We start from the raw sequence: 17,220 nt of genomic DNA, 5'->3' as shown, positions 1-17,220 counted from the left end.
TGGAGGTTAGTCCAGAGCGTCGGTGTGAAGTTTCCGGGCATTGTGCCCGATCCAGACTGATAACGTCGGGAAACGTGGCGAAGACACAACGACCATGAAAAATAAAAAAGTTCCATTCACGAGCAAAAGAAACCAGAATCGGCGCCGATAGCAGATCAGCGCCCGTTATCGGGAGCGATCTGCAGTTGAGACACGCCATTTGCGAGGTGAGCAATGGGCACAGTACACACAGCAATGCCGCCACAAACCCTGTACGTCACGATCCGCCGCGATGAATTGCGTCAATTGAAAGACGAACGCGATCAGCTTAAACAAGAGCTGGCGCAACTGCGCCTGATGACCCAAGGCGCCGAGCCAAAGCCTCTGCCACGCGTCCAGCGCTCACCCCACGCCTGACCGCCCGCCTGATCGGGAACCGCTGCCCAGCCGTTCCCGACATGATCCACCCTCTGCCATTTGCGGCAACTAACGAAGTTTTCACATTGGCTTGTTGATACTCCGGCCCATTCTGCCGTGCGCGTCCGCGCGCGGCTTCCGTTCGTCGGTTTCATGCGCCCGATTTCATGAAACGTCCCGGCGGTGGCAATGGTGACTGAGTTGGAGTGCTGAATGGCATGGTTTAAACGCAGCAAGACTGCTGCGGCAGGTTTTGACTGGGCCGGTTTCATCTGGCTGTTTGTGTTCTTCTGGTACTTCTCCGGTATCACTCAACTGCTGATCCAGCTGACCGGCACCTCGGGCTTCACCGGATTCCGTCAGGCATTCGTGATGAGCGCGGTGTGGCTGGCGCCGATGCTGCTGTTCCCCAAACGCACCCGCCTGCTCGCCGCCGTGATCGGCGTGGTGCTGTGGGCCTGCTCGATGGCCAGCCTGGGCTACTTCTTCATCTATCAGCAGGAATTCTCCCAGAGCGTCATCTTCATCATGTTCGAGTCGAACGTGTCTGAAGCCGGCGAGTACATCACCCAGTACTTCGCCTGGTGGATGATTCCTGCGTTCCTCGCTCACACCGCATTCGCCTATTTCCTGTGGACCCGCCTGCGTCCGGTCTACATGCCGCGCGGCCGTGCCTTCGTGGCGGCCATGGCGATCCTGATCGCGGTGGTCGGTTATCCGCTGGTCAAGCAGACCCAGCGCACCGGCAGCTTCGCCGGCGGTTTCGAGAAATTCGAAACCCGCATCGAACCGGCCGTGCCGTGGCAGATGGCCGTGGCCTACCACCGTTACCTGGAAACTCTGGGCGAAATGCAGGGCATGCTCCACAGCGCGAGCAAGATCCCGCCGCTGCATAACCTCAAGGATGCCGGCGCCAATCAGCCTGCGACCCTGGTGCTGGTGATCGGCGAGTCCACCAACCGCCAGCGCATGAGCCTCTATGGCTATCAGCGCAAGACCACGCCGGAGCTGGACAAGCTCAAGGACCAGCTTTCGGTCTTCGATAACGTCGTCACCCCGCGCCCGTACACCATCGAAGCGCTGCAGCAGGTGCTGACCTTCGCCGACGAAGAAAACCCGGATCTGTACCTGTCCACGCCGTCGCTGGTCAGCATGATGAAACAGGCGGGCTACAAAACGTTCTGGATCACCAACCAGCAGACCATGACCAAGCGCAACACCATGCTCACGACCTTCTCCGAACAGGCCGACGAGCAGGTGTACCTGAATAACAACCGCAACCAGAACGCCGCGCAGTACGACGGCGACGTGATCGAGCCGTTCAACAAGGCCCTGACCGACCCGGCACCACGCAAGCTGATCGTCGTGCATCTGCTCGGCACGCACATGAGCTACCAGTACCGTTATCCGCCGAGCTACGACAAGTTCCAGGACCGCACTGGCGTTCCGGCCGGCGTGCGTGACGATCAGGTGCCGACCTACAACAGCTACGACAACGCGGTGCTGTACAACGACTTCGTGGTCTCGAGCCTGATCAAGGACTACGCCAAGTCCGATCCTAACGGTTTCCTGCTGTACCTCTCCGACCACGGTGAAGACGTGTTCGACTCGGCGGGTCACACCACACTGGGTCGTAACGAAAACAAACCGACCGCGCCGATGTACACCATTCCGTTCATGGCCTGGGCCTCGCCGAAATGGCGTGAAAACCACGACTGGAGTTTTGCCGCCGATCTGAGCCGGCCTTACAGCAGCGCCCACCTGATCCACACCTGGGCGGATCTGGCCGGTCTGAGTTTCGATGAGCTGGACCGCAGCAAAAGCGTGGTCAGCGACAGCTTCAAGCCGCGTCCGCTGCTGATCGGCAACCCTTACGAACGTGAACAGCGCGCCCTGATCGACTTCAGTCTGATGAAGCCGAAAAAAGCCCGAAGACGCTCCGAAAGAAGTGGTCAAGCAGTAACCTGAAAAGGGCCGGAAACGGCCCTTTTTTTATTCTGTCGCAACACCTCGAAATGACAATATTTCTCGTTTGTTACTAAATCGCCCTCTCCCCCTTCGTCTTTGAACCAAAGGAAATTTTCCCTCGAAGACAAGGAGTCGGCTGCGATGTTCGCGCCCATCACCCGTTCCATGACCCTCACCCTGGGCCTGTGCAGCGTTGCACTGAGCCCTGACCTGCTGGCTGAAACCGAGGCTGAAAAACAGCCACAAAACGCCGCTTCGGCACTGGAGCTGGCCTCCACCAGCGTCACCGCCGAAAGCCTCGGCAGCACCACCGAAGACACCGGGTCCTACACCACCGGCGCCATGAACACGGCGACGCGATTGAACCTGTCGATCAAGGAAACCCCGCAATCGGTGTCCGTCATCACCCGTCAGCAAATGAATGATTTCAAACTCGGTACATTGTCGGAGGCCATGAGCCAGACCACCGGCGTGGTGGTCCAGCACAACGACTCGGACCGGGTCAGCTATTCGGCACGCGGATACCCGATCAATAACTTCCAGATCGACGGGATGCTCAACACTTTCAATCGGATGAAGTCCGACTCCGACACGATCATTTACGACCGGATCGAAGTGGTTCGCGGCGCTACTGGCCTCACCACCGGTGCGGGCGATCCTTCGGCGACGATCAACATGGTGCGCAAACGCCCCACGACGCAATTGCAGGCGCAGGCCGGTGTCAGTGGTGGTAGCTACGACGATTACTACAGCTACGTGGACGTGGGCGGTCCCCTTGCCTTCGATGGCCGTCTGCGCGGGCGCAGCGTACTGGCCTATCGCGACAGCCAGTCGTTTCGCGACAAATACGCCCTGCAACGGGAAGTCGGCTACGGCATTCTCGAAGCCGACCTGACGGAGTCGACGGTGCTGGCTGTCGGATATGACTATCAGGACAAACAGGTGCAAGGCAGCTCCTGGGGCACCGTGCCCTATTGGAACGCCGACGGTGGCAAGGCCGGCCTGGGTCGCTCGACCAACATGGCGACGTCCTGGAGTTCCTGGCCGATCAAGGACAAGACCGCCTTCGCCACCCTGGACCAGGCGCTGGCCGGCGGCTGGCACCTGAAAGCGGCCTATACCCATCGCCAGAGCGATACTGACGGCAAGGTCTACTACGGCGGTGCGGGGTTCCCTGCAGACGATCGCAGCGGGATGACGGCCTACACGTCGCACATGATCGGCACGCAGAAAATGAAGGTGTATGACTTCAATGTCTCGGGGCCCTACGCCTTGTTCGGTCGCGAACACGAGTTGATGTTCGGTTACGGCGAGGCGGACCGCAGCGAACGCAACCCTTACACGATCGCAGGCGTGGTGCCCCCAGGTTACGGGCAGATTCGCGACTGGAAGTACATGGGTGACATCGCCAGATTCCCCGACACCGTCACCGGCTTGACCGGCTCAACCTCCAGCACCCGACAAAAGGCCGGTTACCTGGCCACGCGCCTGAACTTGACCGATGACCTGCATGCAGTGCTCGGCAGCCGCTACGGCAGCTGGAAGTCCTCGACCTCCTCCACCTCGTTCGATGACAACCTGCAAGTGAGCGGTGTCGATGCCAGCAGCCAGCAACACAACGACATGTGGACACCGTACGCCGGCCTGCTCTACGACCTGACGCCCGAATACACCGTGTATGTCAGCTACACCGACATCTTCAACCCGCAGGAATACCGCGACGCCAACCGCAAGTTCATCGAGCCGGTGGTCGGCAGCAACTATGAAGTGGGCCTCAAGGGCAGCCTGCTGGACGAGCGCCTGAACCTGGCCACCGCCGTGTTCTGGAGCAAGCAGGACAATGTCGCCGAGCTGGATGATTCGGTCGCGCCGGATCCGGTGACGGGCGAAGAGTTCTACAAGTCCGGCGGCAAGGGCAACAAGGTCAATGGTTTCGAAGCCGAAGTCTCGGGAGAGATCCTCGATGGCTGGAACATGACCGCCGGCTACACCTACACCCACGCGGTCAATGGCGAAAAGAATCGCGCCAACACCAACCAGCCGCTGAACATGCTGCGGCTGTCCACGGCCTATCGCCTGCCGGGCGACTGGCATGCCTTGACCGTCGGCGGTGCGGTGAACTGGCAGAGCGATGTCTATGGCAGTTCGAACCGGCCTGTCGGCCGTAGCACCGATGGCCGGATCATTACCGAACGGGCGCGGATCAGTCAGGGTGCGTACACGGTGGTCAAGTTGATGTCGCGCTATGAGTTCGACAGACACCTGTCAGCATCGCTGAACGTCGACAACCTGTTCGACAAGAAGTATTACGACAACGTCGGTTTCTACAACGGTGTTTACTGGGGCGATCCACGCACCGTGACGCTGAGCCTCGACTGGAAACTCTGAAGCCCTTCCCCGCACCCTGCACGCGTCGACCGCGCGTGCAGCGGTCGCCCTCCGACCCCGGAAACATGGAGTAAAAATGACTGAACGAGCGTTAACCCTTTGTTAATGCCCCGGGCAAACACTGCATCCCGAGAGTCTGATTCGTGGAGGAACGGCTCCGGTATTTTTAAGGAGGCACCATGAAAATCACGACTGCAATCCTTGCCAGTCTACTCACACTTGCATCCGCCAGCGCTTTCGCCGAGGGCGGTGCCGAGCGGATGCGTTATCACTGGGAGAACTTCCCGGTCCACACCGCGCAAAGCCAACAGGCTGACACCAAGGCCAACGAGCTTCGCGTCCCGGACGACCAGACCGCACAGGTCACCGAGGATTACCGTCCGTGATGTAGCAAGGTTTACCGATGGACCTGCGATGGCTCCGCTCTGGCTTCGCAGATGACAGTTGGGCGCCCTTCGGGGCGCCTTTTTTATGCCTGCAGTTCCTTGATCCAGAACAGCATGCGCCCGTGATTCGGGTCGAACATTCCCGGCGCAAAGCCGAATTTGGTGTAGGAGCCCTGAGCGACGGCATTACCTTCGAGCACTTCCAGGGTGATCTTGCAGCAGCCGCGCTGACGGGCGATTTCCTCGACCTTGTGCAGCATTTTCTGACTCAGTCCCAGGCCGCGAAATTTCGACACCACCGACACGTCGTGCACGTTGACCAGTGGTTTGCAGGCGAAGGTCGAAAAACCCTCGAAGCAGTTCACCAGCCCGGCCGGCTCCCCACCGACAAAGGCCAGCACGCTGAACGCGTGAGGCCGCTTGGCCAGCTCTACGGGCAATTGCTGCAACAGTTCGGGGGCAATGGGATGACCGCCGCCCATCGGGTCTTCGGCGTAATGATTGAGCACCACACCGATGGCCTCGGCATGCAGCGGGTTGGTATAGCTGGCTTGAAGTACCAAAATTTCTGCGGAATCCATTTCCATCCTCGATCGCACGGGCCCCGGTGCGTTTCATACGCACTGAAAGGCTCACCGACATTAGCGCGAGGCAACCTCCGACCACAACCCGACCGTCTCAGTGGCCCCAGATCAATTCTTCCGTCCAGCCCAGTTCGGCGAAATCCTCGGCCCGCAACCCGGATTCGCCGGCGCAGAAAAATTCATCCAGTTGCGGCGGTTTCACCGGCGTGCCGCTGAGCATGGCGTGGACCTGGCCACGGTGGTGGATCTGATGTTCGAACAGGTGCGAAATCATCCGCAGACGGCTGTCGTGCTGCGGCGTGTCCCGGGCAATGGTGACAATGCGCCCCAGATCGGCATCGCGCAGTTGTTCGCAATAGGCGATCAAGCGGCGGTCGACATGGGCCTGCTCGCGGCGCAAGGCCTGCGCCTCAGTGAAGGGTTCGTCTGCGCTGAAGAACACATAGCAATCGGGATGCGGCTCGTCACCGCGCAACTCGCGTTCCAGCGCATCGACGTAGAACCAGTCGCAGGTGAGGATGTGATTGAGGGTCAAGCGAATGCTCGGGAAGAAACTGACCCTGGGTGCTGCCAGCTCCCTGTCGTCGAGCTGAAGCCAGGCCTTGGCCAGTCGATGGTTGGCCCAGGCGTTCTGATAGGCCATGGTCAGCAAGTGATGGGACAGTGGCTGAGGCATGTCGCGCCCTCCGTGCATCAAGTGTCGGCAAAGCGTTGCAGCTGCATCTCCTGCAAACGGCTGAGGGTCCGGCGGAACGGGAATTCCAGATAACCTTCGGTGTACAGCGCGTCCATCGGTACATCGGCCTCGATGTACAGCGGCACCTTGCGGTCGTAACACTCGTCGACCAGAGCAATAAAGCGTCGCACGCCGTCATCGTGCACCGACAGTTGCGGCAATTCGCGGTCGCCGGCCACCACCCGCTCCGCGCCGTCCTCGGTGCCACGGGCGATCCGCCCTTCACGCTTTTGCGCGCTCAGGTTCGGCACCTCGCTCAACAGGATAGCCCGGTAGGTGTCGCACAGCGCGATGAAGTCCATCGCAGCGAAGGGTTGCTCGCACAGGTCGGCGTAACGGCACCACAACACCGATTCGCTGGCCTGCACCACGTTCAAGGCGCGGTAACCGACCGGCACCGGTTCGTCGCTGACGGTTTGCCCGGCGGCCAATGCGTCGAACACCTGGTTTAGCGCGCTACCCTGCCCCGGTGATGCAACCCAATAGCGTTGTTCGATGGCCCCCGGATGCAATCGATGATCTTCAGCGCCATTCACCGCCACCACCTGCATATGCTGCTTGATCGCCGTGATCGCCGGCAGGAAGCGGTCACGGTTGAACCCGTCGGCATACAACTGATCCGGCGGCAGGTTGGAGGTGCAGACCACCACCACGCCTTCGTCGAACATCACCTGGAACAACCGGCCGAGGATGATCGCATCGCCGATGTCATTGACGAACAGTTCATCGAAACACAGCACCCGCACTTCGGCCGCCAGCTCACGCGCCAAGGCCCGCAATGGGTCGGCGATGCCGGTCAGTTGAAACGAGCGCTGATGGACCCAGCCCATGAAATGATGAAAGTGCTGTCGCCGCGCCGGCACCCGCAGGCTTTGATGGAACTGGTCCATCAGCCAGGTCTTGCCGCGCCCGACCGGGCCCCACAGATAAACGCCGGTGACCGAACGGGCACCGGCGTGCAGGGCTTCATGGCATTTTTGCAACGCCCAGACCGCGTGCTCCTGGGCTTCATCCTGGATGAAGCCCTTGTGCTCGACGGCGTATTGCCAGGCGCTTAAGGGGGAGTCGAAAGTCATGCGCGGCAGTATGCCACGACGGCTACACGGAAATATCCAGCCGTGCGATTTTGCCCTGCTCGTTGAGGCGGAAGGTGTAGCGCAGCTCCAGCGGGCTGCCGGGAAATGTCCCGGAAATCAGCCCTTGCACCAGCACTTTGCCGGTGCGCTGCTGGACGCCCAGCACCTCGACCCGTGGCTGATAGCGTTGGGCGGTGTCTTGCATCCAGTCGGCGATGGCCTGCGGGCCGACCTGATGCCTGCCTTCATCAAACACATGGGCATCCTCGGCGAAAAAACTGCCGACCCGGGACGTATCCCGAGCATTGGCGGCGTTGATGTACTCAACGATGGCCGGGGCGAGTATCGAGGTGGGATGGAACATGAGTGCAACTCCTTGTTTTCGGTTCTGACGCCATCCTAGAACAGCCCTGCGTCAGTTTTTGTCAGGAGTGAAACGCCCGTTGTCGTCCAGTTGCATCTGCCGCTGCCAGGTGCGCAGCAGGTCGCTGCGGCGTCCCGGATAACGCTCGCCCTGCAAGCTGGCAGCGGCAATCCGGTCGGTGCGAAACGTGCGATACGCACTGCGCAACTCGCACCACGCCACGATGATCCGCACCTCGTTGAGAAACCCCAGTGCCAAAGGCCAGATCAAACGCTGGCTCGGCACCTGCTGTGCGTCGGCGTAATCGATGTGCAGCTTGGCCTGATCGCGGATCGCCTGACGAAACACATTCAACGGCACCACGTTCTGCGGAAACCCGTAACCGGGCGGCCCGGGCATGACGGTCGGATTGCGCATCGCCTCCTGAGCCTGGGGATCCAGCACCGCCGCGATTTTCGCCAGCGCATCCGCTGCGGCTTTGCTCAGGACCTCGTCGCCGCGCTGATCGACGTAACGCAAGCCCAGGACGATGGCTTCGGTCTCATCGGCGTTGAGCATCAGGGGAGGCAGAAAAAGACCGCTGCGCAGCACATAACCGATGCCCGCCTCGCCGTGGATCGGCGCGCCGAGGGCCGTCAGTTCGGCGATGTCGCGATAGAGGGTGCGTTCGGAGATTTCCAGCTCGGACGCCAGCGTCGCGGCGGTGACCGGACGTTTCTTGCCACGCAGCACTTGCAGCAAAGTCAGTAAACGAGTGGTTCGCGACACGATGCGGGGCTCTGGACGGAAATTTGCCGGAGCTTAGCAGAGCCTGGTGTCAGAAATTGTCAGGAGCTTTCACCAGGCCCAGAGCCGATTACGCGTCGACTTTATGCCTCGCCGCGTACAGACACAGCATCTCCATCGCCAGCGTTGCCGCCGCCAGCGACGTCACGTCCGCATGGTCGTAAGCCGGGGCCACTTCCACCACATCCATGCCCACCAGATTGATCCCGCGCAGCCCCCGAGGATTTCCAGCGCCTGCACCGTGCTCAACCCGCCGCAGACCGGTGTCCCGGTGCCCGGTGCGAAGGCCGGATCAAGGCAGTCGATGTCGAACGTCAGGTACACCGGATTGTCTCCGACCCGCGCACGAATGGCCTCGACAATCGCCTCGCAGCCACGGCGATGCACCTGCCGTGCGTCCAGCACCTGAAAGCCCTGATGATCGTCATTGGTGGTGCGCAAACCGATCTGCACCGAGCGCGCCGGATCCACCAGCCCTTCCCGCGCCGCGTGCCAGAACATGGTGCCGTGATCGACCCGCTTGCCGCCCTCGTCCGGCCAGGTGTCGCTGTGGGCATCGAAGTGGATCAGCGACAGCGTGCCGTGCTTGCGCGCGTGGGCCTTGAGCAGCGGATAGCTGATGAAGTGATCGCCGCCGAAGGTGAGCATCGCGCTGCCAGAGCTGAGAATGTGCTCGGCGTGGGCCTCGATGCTTTCCGGAATGCTGTGCGGCGAGCCGTAATCGAAATCGCAATCGCCGTAATCGATCACCGCCAGATGATCGAACGGGTCGAACGCCCAGGGCCAGTGCCGTTCCCAGGCGATCCCGGTGGACGCCGCTCGAATCCCGCGCGGCCCGAAACGCGCGCCCGGACGATTGCTGGTGGCAGTGTCGAATGGCACACCACTGACCGCCACGTCCACGCCGCGCAAGTCGCGGCTGTAGCGCCGGCGCATGAAACTGGTAATCCCGGCGTAGGTGCTTTCGGCGGCAGTGCCGTAGAGGCTTTCACGGGTCAGGGCCTGATCATTCTGCATTGGCACGTCCATCGATGTGCTCCTTTGGTATTTATCCAGGGTTATTGATGGCTACGGAAAGTGGTCCACAGGCGCGTGCGCTGGCGCATGTCCTTGAGGCTCATGCTGCGGTCGGCGTACAGCCGCTCGCGCACTTCGGGTTTCGGATAGATGTCCGGGTCGTTGCGCACCGCTTCGTCCACCAGCGGCGTGGCGGCCTGGTTGGCGGTGGCGAAGAACAGCGTATTGGTCAGCGCCGCCACGGATTCGGGGCGCAACATGAATTCGATGAAGGCCCGCGCGGCCTCCGGGTGCGGCGCGTCTTTGGGGATGGCAAGGTTGTCCTGCCACACCAGCGTGCCCTCTTCCGGAATCCGGTAAGCGACTTCGAACGGCTTGTTGGCCTTGCGTGCCTGATCGGCGGCCATGCTCGCGTCGCCGTTATAGGTCAGCGCCAGGCACACGCTGCCGTTGGCCAGATCGCTGATCTGCCGCCCCGTGGCGACGTAGAGCACCGAGGGCTGCAGCTTCTGCAACAAGGCTTCGGCGGCGGCCAGATCGTTCTTGTCGGTGCTGTAGGGGTCCTTGCCGAGGTAGTGCAGTGCGAGGCCGATCACTTCCTGCGGCGAATCGAGAATGGCAATCCCGCAATCCTTGAGCTTGCTGGCGTATTCGGGCTTGAACAGCAGATCGAGGCTGTTGAGTGGCACGTCCGGCAGGCGCTGCTTGACTGCCTCGACATTCATGCCCAGGCCGAGCGTACCCCAGGTGTAGGGCACGCCGTAGCGGTTGCCGGGGTCGACCGCCGCGAGTTTTTCCAGCAGATCCGGATCGAGATTGGCGTAGCCCTTGAGCCCCTCGTGAGGGATTTCCTTCAAGGCACCGGCGGCCAACCCGCGAGCCAGCACGGTGGAGGACGGCACCACCACGTCGTAGCCGCTGCCGCCGGTCAGCAGTTTGGTTTCCAGCACCTCGGAGGTATCGAAGGTGTCGTAGCGCACGTGAATGCCGGTTTCCTTTTCGAAACGCTGCAAGGTATCGGGCGCCACGTAATCGGCCCAGCTATAGAGGTTGAGTGTCTTGTCCTCGGCCTGGGCGGCGATGGAGACGGAGAGCAACAGCGCGGGCAAACACAGCTTGAACAAGGGACCCATGACGAACACCTGACCAGAGGAAGTGGTGGCAGGATGCGCCGTCGGATACATTGGAAAAATATCAAGTTTGTTAACCTGACTTTATCCAAGGCTAATGTGATGCTCGGTCAACTACACGATGTCGATTTGCAGCTGCTGCGCCTGTTTCTCGGGGTGGTCGAGTCCAACGGTTTCAGCGCCGCCCAAGGTGAGCTGGGGCTGAGCCAGTCGAGCATCAGCCAGCAAATGGCCAAGCTTGAAACCCGTCTCGGCTATCGTGTTTGCAACCGTGGCAAGGGTGGTTTCAGCCTCACGCCCAAAGGCGAGCAACTGCTGATTGCTGCCCGAAGCCTGTTCGATTCCATTGAAACCTTCCGTCATCAATCCAACGGCGTGGCCGGGCGCTTGATCGGCGAAGTGCGGCTGGGCCTGTCGGAAGCGGTCGATCAATCGGTGCTGCAACGGGTGGCCGAGGCGATCCGGCGGTTTCGCGAACGGGACGAATCGGTGCGCATCGAGCTGATCAGCGCCATGCCCGGCGAAATGGAGCGCCTGCTGCTGCAACAGCGGCTGGATCTGGCCATCGGTTACTTCTCCCAGGTGCAGAGCGCCTTTGATTACCGCGAACTGTTCAGCGAAACCCAGCATCTGTATTGCGCGCCCGGCCATCCACTGTTCACCAACGATGCCCCCGATGACGCAGCGTTGCAGGCCTGTGACCGGGTCGATCATCCGTACCGTTTTCTGCGCAGTGACGAACCGTTTCAGGGCAAGATCTGCTCGGCCCGCTCTGAGCAGGTCGAAGGCACCCTCGCCTTCATTCTGTCGGGTAAACATGTCGGCTACCTGCCCAGCCATTACGCCCGCCAATGGCAGGACAAAGGGCTGCTGCGTCCGGTGCTGGAAGGCGAGTTGAGCTTCGAAGTGGCGTTCCATTTGGCTCGCCATCGGGCACAGGTGCCGGGGGATGCGCAGAAGGCGTTTGAAGAAGATCTGCTGTCAGCCTTTGGTCGAACCTGACCTTTTGGGCAGTTTTAATGCGTTGCCCTCGCCCCTCGCTTGCGGCATCCTGCGCACCCATTTTCCGACCCGGCCCCGCATTGCGGCACGCAAACCACCATGACCGTCTCTGAAAAAGCCCCGCGCAACAACGATCTCATCTACGGTCTCAACGACCGTCCGCACTTCACCGCGACGGTGTTTGCCGCGCTGCAACACGTATTGGCCAGCTTCGTCGGCATCATCACCCCGACCCTGATCATGGGCGGCGCCCTCGGTCTGCAAAGTGAAATCCCCTACCTGATCAGCATGGCGCTGTTCGTGTCCGGCCTTGGCACCTTCGTTCAGGCCAAGCGTTTCGGCCCGGTCGGCTCGGGGTTGCTGTGCCTGCAGGGCACCAGTTTTTCCTTTATCAGCGTGATTCTCAGCGCCGGTTTCATGGTCAAGGCCCGGGGCGGCGGCACCGACGAGATCCTGTCGACGATCTTCGGCGTGTGCTTCTTTGCCGCGTTCATCGAAGTGGTGCTGAGCCAGTTCATCGGCAAGTTGCGCATGCTGATCACCCCGGTGGTGACCGGCACCATCATCACCTTGATGGGGCTGTCGCTGATCAAAGTGGCAATGACCGACATTGCCGGCGGCTTCGGCGCGGCGGACCTGGGCGCGGGCAGCCATGTGTTTCTGGCGGCGCTGGTGCTGGGCACGATTGTGGTGTTGAACCGGGTCGATGTGCCGTTCCTCCGGTTGGGCGCGATTGTCATCGGCCTGACCCTCGGCTACGTGGTGGCGTGGCTCATGGGCACCGTGGATTTCGCCAACCTGCCCGAAGTGCCGGTGGTCAGCGTGCCGGTGCCGTTCAAATACGGTTTCAATTTCGACTGGGTGGCGTTCGTGCCGGTGGCGGTGATCTTCCTGGTGTCGCCGCTGGAAGCTGCCGGTGACCTGACGGCCAACTCGATGATTTCCCGGCAACCGGTGAAAGGCCCGCTGTATATCCGCCGAATCAAGTCCGGACTGCTGGCCGACGGCCTCAACTCGGCGATGGCTGCGGTGTTCAACAGCATGCCGATGGTGACCTTCGCCCAGAACAACGGGGTGATCCAGCTCACCGGCGTGGCCAGCCGTTACGTGGCGTTCTTCATTGCCGGCCTGCTGGTGTTGCTGGGTCTGTTCCCGATGATCGGCGCGGTGCTGCAATTGATGCCGAAACCGGTACTCGGCGGCGCGGAATTGGTGATGTTCGGCACCGTGGCGGTGGCCGGGATCAAGATCCTCGCCGAGGCCGGCCTGCATCGGCGCAACATGCTGATCGTGGCGATTTCCGTCGGCATGGGCCTGGGCATCGCCGCCGTGCCGGAAGTGCTGCGCGAACTGCCGCAGGCGCTGCGCAATATTTTCGAGTCGCCGATCACTGTCGGTGCGCTGTGTGCGATCGTGCTGAACATCTTCCTGCCGGAAGAGTTCATCGAACTGGAAGAGGATGATTTCGACCCGGAAGCCTCTATCCTTCAGGTCATGGAAAACCCCGACGTGCCGGCCAAAGCTGAACCTGCCTCCCCGGCCGCTGTCGCACAGTTGAACCGTTGATCCTGTCCGCTCGATGAAAAAAGGGCTGATACCGGTAACGGTTCAGCCCTTTTTCAATGAGAGAGCATCAATGCGTCGTATCCATGCCGTCATCCTGTCCCTGCTTCTGCTCTCCCTCAGCGCTTGTGCGCTGTTTCCCAACCGCGATCCGGTGAACATCAACGTGGTCGGCGTCGAACCGCTGCCGAGCCAGGATCTGGAAGTGCGCTTCGCCATCAAGCTGCGGGTGCAGAACCCCAACGAAACCGCCATCGACTACAACGGCATTGCGCTGGATCTTGACGTGAACGGTCATTCGTTCGCGTCCGGTGTCAGCGATCAAAGTGGGTCCATTCCCCGGTTCTCCGAAGCCATCGTCAGCGTCCCGGTGAGCATTTCGGCGTTCTCGGTATTGCGCCAGACTCTCGGCCTGAGTCAGACCCAAACCCTCGACAACCTGCCTTATGTCCTGCGCGGCAAACTGGCGGGCGGTGTGTTTGGCACCATGCGTTTTGTCGACAGCGGCAAGCTCAGCCTACCCAAGGCCAGTGCCGCAACCTGGTAAAGATGCGGTAGCCTGCAGCGCTCACTGGAAGAAAAATGGAAAGCGCAGGTTTATGGAAAACACGCCCACGCTGTACACCGAACGGCTGATTCTGCGCCCGCTGGAGCTGGCGGACGCCGAGGCCATCCAGCAGCAGTTTGCGCACTGGGAAGTGGTGCGTTACCTGAACGCGTTGGTGCCCTGGCCTTATCCGGACGACGGCGCCCTCACCTACCTGCGGGACATTGCGCTGCCGGCGATTGCGGCGGGCAAAGAGTGGCACTGGACGATTCGTCTCAAGTCGGCACCTGAGCAATTGATCGGCAACATCAGCCTGATGGACGAGCCGGATAACCATCGCGGGTTCTGGCTCGCCCCGGCCTGGCAGGGCCAGGGCCTGATGACCGAAGCCAGCGAAGCCGTGACCCGCTACTGGTTTGAAGCCCTTGATCAACCGCTGATGCGCGTGCCGAAAGCCGCACCGAACATTGGCTCGCGCAAGCTCTCGGAGCGCACCGGCATGCGCTTGATCCGCACCGACGAGGATGACTTCGTCAGCGGCCGCTTCCCACGGGAAATCTGGGAAATCACCCGTGAGGAGTGGCAACAGCAGCACCTCAAGCGGTGAAGCGCACACCGGGTTTGGCGCGCTCGTCCACGCTCAATTCGAACACATCCGGCCGTGCATAGTGGCCGACCACGTCGTAGTCATAGCGGGCCCGCACCAGTTCATCGGTGTCGATCTCGGCGGTGAGCAATCCGGCCTCGCCGCGCAACGGCCCGGCCAGCACATCGCCCATCGGCCCGACGATCACGCTGCCACCGGCGATCAGTGGTCGATCCCCCGGCCAGTTGGCGATCTCCACGCCCAACTCGTTCGGCGAGGCCTGCACCTGACAGGCGCTGACCACAAAGCAGCGCCCTTCATGGGTGATGTGGCGCATGCTGACCTGCCACATCTCGCGCTCGTCCACGGTCGGCGCGCACCAGACTTCAATGCCCTTGGCGTACATCGCCGTGCGCAGCAGCGGCATCATGTTTTCCCAGCAGATGACCGCGCCGAGCTTGCCGACCTGAGTGTCGAGCACCGGCAGGGTCGAACCGTCGCCCTTGCCCCAGATCAGCCGCTCGGTGCCGGTGGGCATGAGTTTGCGGTGTCTGGCCACCAGGCCCGCCTGCGGATCGAAATACAGGGCGGTGCAATGCAGGGTGCTGCCGGCCCGTTCGATCACACCGATCACCAGATTGGCCCCGGTGCGCGCCGACAGTCCGGCCAGTGCTTCGGTTTCCACGCCCGGCACATCGATGGCGTTGGCGAAGTAACGGGCGTAGGCCTCGCGCCCTTCGGGCAGGCGATAACCCAGTTGCGTGCCGAAGCCCTCACCTTTCGGGTAACCGCCGAGCAGCGCTTCGGGCATCACCACCAGCGAGGCACCGGATTCGATGATGGCGCCTTCCCAGCTCAGAATCTGTTCCAGGGTTTCACCCTTGCCACCGGGCAAGGCACCGATCTGCAGGGCGGCAACGATTGATTTGGACATGGCGGTCACTCCGTGAAGTTCAGGTGTTGCTCATTCTCCGGCGCCACGGGATCATGAATAAAGCCCGACTCACTGCTGAATGATATGAGCCAAATGAATATCGCCATCGTTGATCTCAACCTGCTGAAAGTCTTTGAAGCCCTGCATGAAGAGTCCAGCGCCAGCCGCGCCGCGTTGCGTCTGGGCGTGACGCAATCGGCCGTCAGCGCGGCGTTGCGCCGGTTGCGTGAGGTTTACGGCGATCAATTGTTCGTGCGCACCGGCCGGGGTCTGGCGCCGACCCTCAAGGCCAATCAGTTGAAACCGGTGGTCAGCGATGCGCTGAACAAGTGCCGGCAGAGCCTGGCGATGGTCGATCCGGCGGCCAATCAGTACGACGGGCGCTCGGTCAGTGTCGGGCTGTCGGATGATTTCGAAATCGCCTACGGGCGGCGTCTGATCGAAGAAATCGATCGAAGGGCGCCGAAGCTGCGGCTGATCTTCCGCCAGACCCACAGCCAGATCGTCGCCCGGGCCCTGATGGAGCGCAGCATCGACCTGGCGATCACCGCCGGCGGCTTCGCCGAGCGGCTGCTCAGCCGTCAGGTGTTGGGTGAAGGGGGTTATGCGTGTCTGGTGGATCCGGCGAGTCTTGAGCCGGGCCAGCAGCAGATCGGTCTGGAGGAGTTCGTCACCCGGGAACACATCCTGGTGTCGTCGGGCGGTTTTATCGGGATCACCGATGAGGGGCTGGCAGCGCTCGGCTTGAGTCGCCGGGTGTGCGCCTCGACCACGCATTTCGCGGCGTTGCCGCACCTGCTCAAGGGCAGTACCGCTGTGGCAACCATCCCGACCCACGCGGCGCAGGCCATTGCGTCACTGAGCGGGCTGGCCCTGCTGCCTTGCCCGCTGGCCTTGCCGCGTTATCCGGTCGAACTGGGCTGGCGTACCAATACCCAGATTGATCCGGTGGTGCTGAAAGTGCGCGAAGCGATTGTTGCCAGTTTCAAGACCGAATGATTACTTGTTGGCCGCCATCAACCGGTTGACTTCACTGCGCACCATGTTGGCGAACTCCGGCGGCGACATGCCATCCAGTTCGGCGCGCACGAATTCGGCCCATTTGCCCTTGCGCTTGGAGCGCTCGCCGAACAATCGCGCAGCTTCGCCCTTGGCTTTGCCCAGATTGTTCTGCCAGAGTTCGAACAGTCGGGATTTTTCGTCTTCCAGCGCGGCGCGCTCTGCGAGGGATTTGTCGGCCAGATTGAAACTCATGGGGAATTACCTGCTGCATGAAATGGCGACATCTTACACGCTGGACGGAAATCTCCGGCGCTGGTTTTTCTTCCCGAGAGAAATTCACTGCAACTTTTCAAGCAGCGCCACACTCCATTGTTCACTGTCCATTCACCTGCAAGGAGTCACCCAATGGCCCGCAAAAGCGCCGTTCAAGCCGCTGAAGACCAAATCAAGGATCAAGCGTTCAGCGAACTTCAGGCTCTGATCGAAGAGTCGGACAAACTGCTCAAAAGCAGTGCCTCACTGGTCGGCGAGGAAGCGGAAACCCTGCGCGGACAAATCGCTTTGAAACTGCAGCAGGCACTGGATTCGGTGTCCAGCGTGCGTGACCGCACCAAACCGGCGGTGGATGCCACCGAAAGCTACATCGGTGGCCACCCATGGCAGACCGTGGCGATCTCGGCCGGTTTCGGTCTGGTGGTCGGTCTGTTGCTCGGCCGCCGCTGAACAAGAACAAAAAAGGCGAGCCGATCGGGCTC

18 protein-coding genes and 1 pseudogene are annotated in these 17,220 nt (G+C 61.3%); 10 read left to right on the top strand and 9 right to left on the bottom strand.

Going from position 1 to position 17,220, the window contains the following annotated elements; translation table 11 throughout:
- Window positions 1-213 precede the first annotated feature (213 nt).
- From R1A29_RS13075 to R1A29_RS13060, 4 genes are all read left to right on the top strand, one after another.
- On the top strand, window positions 214-396 hold the full coding sequence (locus R1A29_RS13075) for a DUF6026 family protein (RefSeq protein ID WP_438301777.1): 183 nt from the start codon (window positions 214-216) through the stop codon (window positions 394-396).
- Between the two features lie 213 nt (window positions 397-609).
- The gene (locus R1A29_RS13070; RefSeq protein ID WP_438301776.1) at window positions 610-2,364 is read left to right on the top strand and encodes a phosphoethanolamine transferase CptA; all 1,755 of its coding nucleotides are present in this window, start codon (window positions 610-612) and stop codon (window positions 2,362-2,364) included.
- Window positions 2,365-2,505: 141 nt separating this feature from the next.
- Window positions 2,506-4,752 (top strand): TonB-dependent siderophore receptor, encoded by a 2,247-nt coding sequence (locus R1A29_RS13065; protein ID WP_438301775.1) that lies wholly within the window; start codon window positions 2,506-2,508, stop codon window positions 4,750-4,752.
- Window positions 4,753-4,931: 179 nt separating this feature from the next.
- Window positions 4,932-5,138 (top strand): hypothetical protein, encoded by a 207-nt coding sequence (locus R1A29_RS13060; RefSeq protein ID WP_438301774.1) that lies wholly within the window; start codon window positions 4,932-4,934, stop codon window positions 5,136-5,138.
- A gap of 83 nt (window positions 5,139-5,221) precedes the next feature.
- Here the strand turns inward: R1A29_RS13060 and R1A29_RS13055 are convergent, their stop codons facing one another.
- The 7 genes and pseudogenes from R1A29_RS13055 to R1A29_RS13025 all read right to left on the bottom strand — a co-directional run bounded on the left by R1A29_RS13055 (window position 5,222) and on the right by R1A29_RS13025 (window position 10,834).
- Window positions 5,222-5,719 carry a GNAT family N-acetyltransferase gene (locus R1A29_RS13055; protein WP_114882770.1) on the bottom strand — a complete coding sequence of 166 codons (498 nt, stop codon included), beginning with the start codon at window positions 5,717-5,719 and terminating at the stop codon, window positions 5,222-5,224.
- Window positions 5,720-5,816: 97 nt separating this feature from the next.
- Complete coding sequence (locus tag R1A29_RS13050; protein ID WP_438301773.1) at window positions 5,817-6,398, bottom strand: DinB family protein; 582 nt, start codon at window positions 6,396-6,398, stop codon at window positions 5,817-5,819.
- Window positions 6,399-6,415: 17 nt separating this feature from the next.
- A complete protein-coding gene (zapE, locus tag R1A29_RS13045; protein WP_438301772.1) occupies window positions 6,416-7,534 on the bottom strand; it encodes a cell division protein ZapE in 1,119 nt (372 codons plus the stop codon).
- A gap of 22 nt (window positions 7,535-7,556) precedes the next feature.
- Window positions 7,557-7,898: a nuclear transport factor 2 family protein gene (locus R1A29_RS13040; protein WP_085708179.1), complete on the bottom strand. Its 342-nt coding sequence runs from the start codon at window positions 7,896-7,898 to the stop codon at window positions 7,557-7,559.
- 51 nt (window positions 7,899-7,949) lie between these two features.
- Window positions 7,950-8,666 (bottom strand): helix-turn-helix transcriptional regulator, encoded by a 717-nt coding sequence (locus R1A29_RS13035; RefSeq protein WP_114882765.1) that lies wholly within the window; start codon window positions 8,664-8,666, stop codon window positions 7,950-7,952.
- Between the two features lie 88 nt (window positions 8,667-8,754).
- Window positions 8,755-9,713 (bottom strand): annotated as a pseudogene (speB, locus tag R1A29_RS13030) (agmatinase).
- 29 nt (window positions 9,714-9,742) lie between these two features.
- Complete coding sequence (locus tag R1A29_RS13025; RefSeq protein WP_438301771.1) at window positions 9,743-10,834, bottom strand: polyamine ABC transporter substrate-binding protein; 1,092 nt, start codon at window positions 10,832-10,834, stop codon at window positions 9,743-9,745.
- A 99-nt stretch (window positions 10,835-10,933) separates the two neighbouring features.
- Here R1A29_RS13025 and R1A29_RS13020 point away from each other — a divergent pair, with 99 nt between their 5' ends.
- From R1A29_RS13020 to R1A29_RS13005, 4 genes are all read left to right on the top strand, one after another.
- On the top strand, window positions 10,934-11,833 hold the full coding sequence (locus R1A29_RS13020) for a LysR family transcriptional regulator (RefSeq protein WP_438301770.1): 900 nt from the start codon (window positions 10,934-10,936) through the stop codon (window positions 11,831-11,833).
- 99 nt (window positions 11,834-11,932) lie between these two features.
- Window positions 11,933-13,399, top strand: a complete 1,467-nt coding sequence (locus R1A29_RS13015; RefSeq protein ID WP_248741488.1) for a nucleobase:cation symporter-2 family protein — start codon at window positions 11,933-11,935, stop codon at window positions 13,397-13,399.
- A 70-nt stretch (window positions 13,400-13,469) separates the two neighbouring features.
- Window positions 13,470-13,943, top strand: coding sequence for an LEA type 2 family protein (locus tag R1A29_RS13010; protein WP_438301769.1), 474 nt, complete (start codon window positions 13,470-13,472; stop codon window positions 13,941-13,943).
- Between the two features lie 52 nt (window positions 13,944-13,995).
- Entirely contained in the window at window positions 13,996-14,550 is a 555-nt protein-coding gene (locus tag R1A29_RS13005; protein WP_438301768.1) for a GNAT family N-acetyltransferase, read from the top strand.
- Here the strand turns inward: R1A29_RS13005 and R1A29_RS13000 are convergent.
- Window positions 14,540-15,463 (bottom strand): carbon-nitrogen hydrolase family protein, encoded by a 924-nt coding sequence (locus R1A29_RS13000; protein ID WP_438301767.1) that lies wholly within the window; start codon window positions 15,461-15,463, stop codon window positions 14,540-14,542. The two genes, R1A29_RS13005 and R1A29_RS13000, sit on opposite strands and share 11 nt — an antisense overlap.
- Before the next feature lie 84 nt (window positions 15,464-15,547).
- Here R1A29_RS13000 and R1A29_RS12995 point away from each other — a divergent pair, with 84 nt between their 5' ends.
- On the top strand, window positions 15,548-16,462 hold the full coding sequence (locus R1A29_RS12995) for a LysR substrate-binding domain-containing protein (RefSeq protein WP_438301766.1): 915 nt from the start codon (window positions 15,548-15,550) through the stop codon (window positions 16,460-16,462).
- Here the strand turns inward: R1A29_RS12995 and R1A29_RS12990 are convergent, their stop codons facing one another.
- Window positions 16,463-16,717 (bottom strand): hypothetical protein, encoded by a 255-nt coding sequence (locus R1A29_RS12990; RefSeq protein WP_007957535.1) that lies wholly within the window; start codon window positions 16,715-16,717, stop codon window positions 16,463-16,465. It lies immediately after the preceding gene.
- A 153-nt stretch (window positions 16,718-16,870) separates the two neighbouring features.
- On the opposite strand from R1A29_RS12990, the gene R1A29_RS12985 reads away from it, so the two are divergent.
- Window positions 16,871-17,188, top strand: coding sequence for a DUF883 family protein (locus R1A29_RS12985; RefSeq protein WP_016982860.1), 318 nt, complete (start codon window positions 16,871-16,873; stop codon window positions 17,186-17,188).
- Window positions 17,189-17,220 lie beyond the last annotated feature (32 nt).

The sequence above is a fragment of the Pseudomonas sp. NMS19W genome, assembly GCF_051554255.1.
Taxonomy (GTDB): Bacteria; Pseudomonadota; Gammaproteobacteria; order Pseudomonadales; family Pseudomonadaceae; genus Aquipseudomonas; species Aquipseudomonas kribbensis.
The sequence above is the reverse complement of the archived record's forward strand: the minus strand, read 5'-3'. Positions and strand labels throughout refer to the sequence as shown.